The following is a 7,221-nucleotide window of genomic DNA, read 5'->3' as shown; positions in this document are numbered from 1 at the left end:
AATTTCCTGCATTATCCGCAATCCCATTTCCACCTGCGCCGCCGGCAGTTCTAACCCCACCTACCGGCATTGTACCGGTAGCAAGTCCACCTGCACCGCCGCCAAATCCCGTACCACCGCCAACACCGCCACTACCACCATTACAGCTTACAAGAACCGTAGAAGGCGCTGGAGTCGAAAAAGAAGAAAGGCCACCTGGATTTCCGTTGCCACTTGCAACACCTGTGCCTCCGGCACCAACCACAACAGGATAGATAGATGTAGGAGTTACGGTAACGGTACCACCAGTATAAGCACCACCACCACCGCCGCCGCCGCCTATGTTGTTAGCATTCACACTGCCACCGGCGCCGCCGCCGCCCCAACAATCAACCGTTACAGAAGTTACGCCTGCCGGAGCAGTCCAGTTGCCGTTTGCCGTAAATGTCTGCGTGCCTGCGAGCGAAGAAGAAACAAACCCCAAAACAACAACCAGCGCAAGCGCCGCTACCCCAAGTCCCGAGGCGATCCGTCTTTTTATCTTTTCAAGCATATTGGCTCCAAAAGGCCGCCAGGCACCCTGGTCGGCTGCTTTCCCTGATATAGTAGTCGAGGTATATTTCATGATTTTATTCATAGTCAAGTCGTCCGCCCTCTGAAGATTCTTTAGTGAGTAGAAGCTCCCAAAAAACGCCTATTATATCTATTCTACCACAACGCGGTTAATGCCGCATTAAAAACCGCACCGCATCGTCCCGCATTTTCAACCACTGCAAAAACCGTGTGCCTGCCAAGGCAACGCTTTACCGGCCGCCCCACCGTCTAAAACTCAAAAACCCACCCCGCCTTGTATAGGCATGGATGGGTTCGGAAACTACCTATCCACCACTTCGGCGGCCCTTCAAACCCTCCGGTCATTAGCGTGAGATTGCTTCGTCGGCCTGCGGCCTCCTCGCAATGACCGCCATGAACAGGTAGGGTCAATGACTCTGCGCCCGGCCCTTACGGTACCGGTTGCTCTTATCGTGTGGCGATATTCTCGCCTTTATTTTTACAGCGTAAAAAAACCCCAAGGCGTATAAACCTGCCTCGAGGCGCCGTCACCCCTTGGTGCGCAAGACAATGTTCCATTAGTTACAAACATTTTACCCTCTTTCAGAGCAAAAGTCAATATCTAAATTAACGCAAATTAATCTAGTAACAGTATTACCTTAATATATTGCAAAAAGCAGACCAAAGTATACAAAACTATAACCTCTCGATATTGCGGCGCTTTAACAGAGCCATTTGCCGCACCAAAACAGCATTCCTTGATAATTTTTCAAGCCCACCAAAAAAAAATCATGGCAAAATACGGCATTAAGAATCTTTACAAGAACCCAAAGAGCCCTTCCGTGGCTGGCAAACAAAAAGCCCGTCCTCGGATAAGGACGGGCCCAAATATTTTTCAAAAATATTCCTAAAAAACACTTGCCGGATACGCGCAATATAACCGCTTCTCTACGGCTTTGACGCGGCCTCAGAAGCCGGCTTTGTCTCCTCTGCCTTCTTTGCCGCAGGCTTTGGCGTAGCTGCCTTTGGCTGCGTCTTCTGCCCGACTACCTTTGGTTGGTTAAAGAACCCGCCCTTTTCCCTCGATGCCTTCACGGCCTTCTCGAACTTTACAAGCTCATCGAGCCTGGCCTTGTACAGCTTTTCCTTTGGCGCGAGTTCCACTGCCTTCTTCTCGGCCGCTATGGCATTTGCGTAATCGCCCTTGAAGGTATAAGCCCTTGCAAGCGTATCGTACATATCGGCCCTGTCGCCCTTTGCCTTGGCCGCGTCGGTAAGGTGCTTTACCGCGTCGTCGAACTTCCTGGTGCTAAGATATATTGTGCCTAGCTCGAATGACTCCTGCCACGAGAGGCCGCCCTTCTTGCTCTTATCCTCAAGCACGTCCGTGCGCTTGGCCATGTGCGTGCCGGTCTTTGCGCGGCCTATAAGGTCTTTGATGTGCTCTGAGTCGGACGGGGCAAGCTCAGCTGCCTTTTCCCAGTTCTTTATGGCCTTACCGTACTCCATCCTCGAATAATGTATCATGCCTATAGCCTCGTACCCCTTTGCATACGGGTGCATGCCGACTGCCTCGGTGATGGCCTTCATCGCGTCGTCTATCCTTCCGACATGCGAGTACATTACGCCGAGCCTGTAGGTATCCTGCCAGGTAAGTCCTTCGGCAGCTTTTCTCTCCTCCATGGCCTTTATCTGGCCAAGAAGATCGTCGCGGTTATCGTACTGTATTGCCGCGGGCTCGGTGTCCGTGCCGTAGCGGTACTTACCTACGACAAAGTACGCGATAACGGCTATGATTACGATGCCAACGACCGCTGCCACTGCGTAATATTTTTTCTTCTTATCCATATAAAGAACACCCCTTGTAGGTTTTGATTTCGGCCCCCGCTAAGCCGTTAACAACAGGCCTTACGGCATGCGGCAGGGCAGCCGCATATGCAGTCCATTATAAAGCATCTCAGAGACGATTGGAAGATTTTTTTAAAGGCCAAGGGAAAACGACGCCGCGGTTTTCCTGAAAATTATCGAACACTACTGGTTATGGCAACGCTGGCATGTGTTACGCATCACGCCCTCCGATGCCGCATACGTGCCGGAAAGATTCAAATTGACGTCTCCGCTCACATCTGTCATTACGAGCATCGAATGATCGAGTGTTGGGTCTGTTGCCTTATTGGGGTTTCCGCCGCCGTGCGCATAATGGCAGGAGAGACAAAACGGCTGCTCGTCACCGCTATAATTAACAGCCGTCTCATCGGCGCCGCGGATATTACCTGCGGCCAGCCATAACGTAGCCGATGTATGCCCGTTCGCAGTGCTAACGCGCACATCTCCCACAGGATGCCTTCTCCATGCAGAGGTGGCCGTGTTGTTGTCGCCGGGGCCTGTGCCGCCAGCGGCTACTCCGCCGCCAAGATACGGCCCTGCGGCTTCGGTTCCGTACGTCGCGCTCACGCCGTCGAACTTCGTATGGCATTTGCCGCACCACGTGGATATGCGGTTTGTCGCTGTCGTGGCCGTAACGTTAGACGAAACCCTGAAAGTGACATTACCTCTCATGTACTTATCGGTATTGGTCGCTGTGGCGTTTATATGCGCATCGCAGTTGGCAACCGCTCCGTCCGAACAGTTGTTGGCCGCCCAGGCTCCGGTGCCGTCTATCCTGTAGCTTACAGTCACGCCTAAAGCGGAAGTGTCGTTTGTCGGATTGCCAGGGTCGTAGCGAAGGTTCCTGTAATTCTTGTTGCCGTGCTGGTCGTGGCAGTAGATGCAGGTAAATGTTCCGCTTGCGCCGCCATGCTTGGTCGTTACATTGGTCCATGTGCCGCTGTATCCTGGCGGGGGAACGGACGCCATGCCGGTACGTTCGATGTCGTGGCGGTTACGGTTGCTCGCAGAGTTATTGTGCATGAAGTCCCCGGCAGACGGTATATATGTGGCTGTCGTTGAATTGTACACATCTGGCGGAGTAAGGCCGCCGATAGGACCGGAGTTGCCGTCGTGGCACCACTTGCAAAGCTTCATTATGCTCGAAGCGCGTAGAAGGTTCGGATAAAGGTTGCCGGATTCGGCGACGTAGTACATGAGACTTGAGCCTCCCTGCGTGCCGTGCATCGTATGGCACTGGCCGCACGCGAGAGTATCCAACTGCGTTGCCACAGGGCCGCCATAATTCGTCTTGGTCGTGTGGTATATGCCTGCATCGGCAGCAGAATAGCCACAGAGCAAAACAGCCGCAAAAACAACGGCAAAAACGGCAACACGTCCTATTAAATTATAGGAACATGAAAATCTGTTAATCGAATTTTTTTTATCTGAAATCGACATCAGAACCCTCATGTCTGTAGATGGTAATGCTTTTCGCGCCATTTTCTAATATATATACCATACCTTGGTCATCAAAGTCAACACTAACTGGAAAATCTATAACCTCTCCCTTTGGAGGCAATTTACCGATATTTTTAATTTTATCGTCGACAACTTCGTATACAACAAGACCGACCATAGCGTCAACTACCCAGAGCCTTCCCAGGGAATCCACCCTGCCGCTAACCGGCAGCCGCAATGTACCGCCCTCGCCGAGTATTCCTTCGAAGTTGAAGAGAAAGCTTCCGTCCGTGCCGTAAACCCTTATTGCCCAATAGCCTGAAAACGGCGTAAACAGGAAAACCCTTCCCTTATCGGCCGCAACCCCTGTAAGCCCCGAGAGCCCGCTGCCATCCTTCTCGCGGCCTATGACGCGTGTAACCCTGTCATCCAGGCCTATGACGTAGCATGACCCGTCCTTCTTATTTACGGCATAGATGAAGCCATCCGGGCCTACATCCATCGGCCCGGGGTTGAACTCGCCTCTGCCCGAGGCATCCACCTTGCCAATAAGCTCGCCCCTGTAGTTAAACACCAGGAGCTCGCTCATATTCTCCATCGCTACGTATATCTTATTGCCGCGTACTACCGCAGCCACCGGAGCGTCCACGCCCCTGGTCTGGCCAAGCCTCATGACAAGGGTCAAAGAGGCGTCAAGCACCAGCACCTCGTTTAAGTCCCTGTCCACGACGTAGAACTCGCCGCTTGCCTTATCCCGAAACATGGAGACCGGGTTCTCGAGCTTTACGCCCGGGAACTCGCTCACCGTCTTGTAGCGCCTTAACTCCGGGAAGCCGCCTTCCTTCTTGCCCGGGGCTGCCTGGGCATTGATAACCGCGCCCCCCGATAAAAAGAGCGCCGCGACAATCCCTGCTATCAACGCTCTAAAGACCATAAGCCGCACATCCCGGCCCAAAAGGCCGAAAACACCTGAAATGCCAGCTGCTGTTACTTCTTTGCAGGAGATGCCCCGGTATCGCTTTTGACCTCGAATACCCTGACCTCGCCTCTGTCGCAGACATATATCCTGCCGCTTGGGGCAGTAGCGACCTTATAAGGCGTAACAAACACCTGGGGGCCGCCAAACTCGGTTATGGGGTTGCCCACATGGTCGAACAAGATGACCATCTTGCGGTTAGAGTCAGCCACATATATGACATCCGGCGTAACATCCAGGGATACGGGCTGGCTAAAGCCGCCAAGCAGGCTCGAATATTTGCCAAAGGACGATATCTGCCTGCCCGCTGAATCGAGCGTAACTACCTGCACCTTTGCCCGCTCAATGAAATAATATTTATCACCGAGCCTGGTCAAATCGAATATGTTGGCATATGTAGCGCCGCTTATCTTGATTATTTCCTTAAACGTGCCGTCCGGGGCATAGACCGCTATAACGCCGGTTGCAGGGGATCCCTTTTCCTCAATTCTGTAGCCGACATACAAAATACCGTTACTGCCGATTGAAAGGCTAAGCACGGTAGCTGTCTCGCCAAGAGGGGCTGTGTCAAAGGCCTTTATAAACGTACCCCTGTAGGAATACATGAGCAGCATCTTATCAGTCGAGACATATACATATCCGTCCTTTGAAACAACGATTGAATTAAAGGACGCCCTTTCATCAGCGCCAACAAGCTTAAACCAGAACACAGGGATCCCTTCGAAATCGAACACAACGACCCTTCTGTTGCCCGAATCGAGCGCGTATATTTCGTCTGGCTCCGTGCTTATGAATATGTCCTTTACACTTGAAAATGCCGCGCCTGAGGGAGAGGCATTAAGAGAGCCTACATAATTTACCGCGTACTTTTTAGCCGGCCCTGCGGCAAAAGAGGATACTGCGCCAAAGGCAGCTATGATGACGACCGCTGCAGCTAATATCAACGCATATTTATTTCGCTTTTTTATAATAGACATGGAGTAACCCTGATTGCAGTTTTTTTGATACCAGCGCCAGACGTGTAAAGGCTACGGCGCGCTTAAGTCTTAAAACCATCTTTAAAAAAAAGGGGGAGGGTTTCCCCTCCCCCTTGGTTTGCCGGACACCTTAAAGGCTATCCAACGGATATTACTTGTTGTGACAGATGTTGCAGCCTACGCCAGAAGCAAGACCAAGAGGCGTCTGAGTGCCCGCGCCAACCGCAGAGAGGTAGTTCCACCTGAGGTTGTCGAAGTTCGGACCGCCGTGAGCATAATGGCAAGAGAGGCACATTACCTTATCACCCGTGTTGTCTGCATCATAGAGACCGCTGGCAAAGAGCGAATCGTCTGCAGTGCCTACGCTGTCGACCGCCGGAAGGGTGTTACCACCTACCGGTGCTGCGGTAGCAGCGTCGACTATCGGGTTACCTGAACCGGAGTTCGGTGTAGCATCGACGAGCGCATTGTTAACCGGGTGCCTCAACCAATCGTTGCCGCTTGCGTTGCCAGGAACATTAGTCTCGTGCCATGCATCGTGGCAAGTTGCGCACCAGAGCGACATATTTCCGCCGTAGATATTGTTCCTGGTAGCAGTTTCTACCGGCCAAATATGGGTAGCGCCTGCGCCGGTACCTGTCCAGTTAATGGTTGTTCCGGTTGCGCCGTCAGAGGAAGAACCTGCTGCGGCAACGGTGTTAGAAAGCGTTACACCAACTGCTTCGCCGGAACCGGTCGGTATGGTCCTCAGGTTCCTGAAGAGGTTGATGCCGCCCGTCTGCCAAACGCCCGTGTTGTTCGGTGCGCCGTGCGGATCATGGCAGGAAGTACAAGTGATGGAAACTGCCGGATCAGCGCCACCGCCCGGAGGAACGATGGAACCTGAACCGCCAACAGAGTGGCCTCTTCCGAGTGCATCGTTGGCCGCATCTGCGCCTGCTGCTGCGAACGGCGCTGACACGTCAAGGATGCCGTTGAAGCTGCCGCTGGCGCTTATCGTGCCTGCTGCTGCCATTAGGACCTTAGGAGGCGCACTGCTCTCTGCAAATACGGTGGCTGCGTTGGTGCCGTTCTCGGAATGGCAGTTCAAGCAGAACGCATGTGTTGCGCCTGCAGCGCCCCTGAGGAGCACTGCGGTACCGCCGGCATCGCCGCCAAGAGTATTAGCGTCGCCGCCCTGTGTGTTGTGCATCGTGTGGCATCCGCCGCAGGTGAGTGAGCCGGAGCCTTTGTGTACGGCATCGGAGCTCGTTGCGGAGAAGCCGATAAAGGCCGCTACCGCGAGAACTGCGAAAGCCATTGTAAATAGCTTTTTCATGTTTATCCCCCTTCTTTTTTTAGCCCGTATCCCGGGCTTTGTTATTTGACTGCAAAAAATTAATACTTCGAACAGACCATTTGCAAAAGCAA

Annotated in this window: 6 protein-coding genes; all 6 read right to left on the bottom strand. The window is 52.9% G+C overall.

All coding sequences use genetic code 11. The annotated features are described in order from the left end of the window. A partial coding sequence (locus OEV59_09375; GenBank protein MDH4227939.1) for a hypothetical protein occupies nucleotides 1-532 on the bottom strand: 532 nt, incomplete at its 3' end. Between the two features lie 947 nt (nucleotides 533-1,479). Further along, entirely contained in the window at nucleotides 1,480-2,379 is a 900-nt protein-coding gene (locus tag OEV59_09370; GenBank protein MDH4227938.1) for a tetratricopeptide repeat protein, read from the bottom strand. 183 nt (nucleotides 2,380-2,562) lie between these two features. Beyond that, nucleotides 2,563-3,759: a hypothetical protein gene (locus OEV59_09365; protein MDH4227937.1), complete on the bottom strand. Its 1,197-nt coding sequence runs from the start codon at nucleotides 3,757-3,759 to the stop codon at nucleotides 2,563-2,565. Between the two features lie 82 nt (nucleotides 3,760-3,841). After that, nucleotides 3,842-4,792, bottom strand: a complete 951-nt coding sequence (locus tag OEV59_09360) for a hypothetical protein (GenBank protein ID MDH4227936.1) — start codon at nucleotides 4,790-4,792, stop codon at nucleotides 3,842-3,844. A 53-nt stretch (nucleotides 4,793-4,845) separates the two neighbouring features. Then, on the bottom strand, nucleotides 4,846-5,811 hold the full coding sequence (locus tag OEV59_09355; GenBank protein ID MDH4227935.1) for a hypothetical protein: 966 nt from the start codon (nucleotides 5,809-5,811) through the stop codon (nucleotides 4,846-4,848). Nucleotides 5,812-5,962: 151 nt separating this feature from the next. Next, nucleotides 5,963-7,129 (bottom strand): hypothetical protein, encoded by a 1,167-nt coding sequence (locus OEV59_09350; GenBank protein MDH4227934.1) that lies wholly within the window; start codon nucleotides 7,127-7,129, stop codon nucleotides 5,963-5,965. Between the last annotated feature and the right edge of the window lie 92 nt (nucleotides 7,130-7,221).

This window comes from Deltaproteobacteria bacterium (assembly GCA_029858205.1).
Lineage (GTDB): Bacteria > Desulfobacterota > GWC2-55-46 > GWC2-55-46 > DRQE01 > JAOUFM01.
Note: the sequence above shows the minus strand (reverse complement) of the source record. Positions and strands in the feature narration are given on the sequence as shown.

Coding starts and splice junctions, on each gene's coding strand:
- OEV59_09360 (MDH4227936.1), bottom strand. CDS start 4,792: ATGGTCTTTAGAGCGTTGATAGCAGGGATTGTCGCGGCGCTCTTTTTA.
- OEV59_09350 (MDH4227934.1), bottom strand. CDS start 7,129: ATGAAAAAGCTATTTACAATGGCTTTCGCAGTTCTCGCGGTAGCGGCC.
- OEV59_09370 (MDH4227938.1), bottom strand. CDS start 2,379: ATGGATAAGAAGAAAAAATATTACGCAGTGGCAGCGGTCGTTGGCATC.
- OEV59_09355 (MDH4227935.1), bottom strand. CDS start 5,811: ATGTCTATTATAAAAAAGCGAAATAAATATGCGTTGATATTAGCTGCA.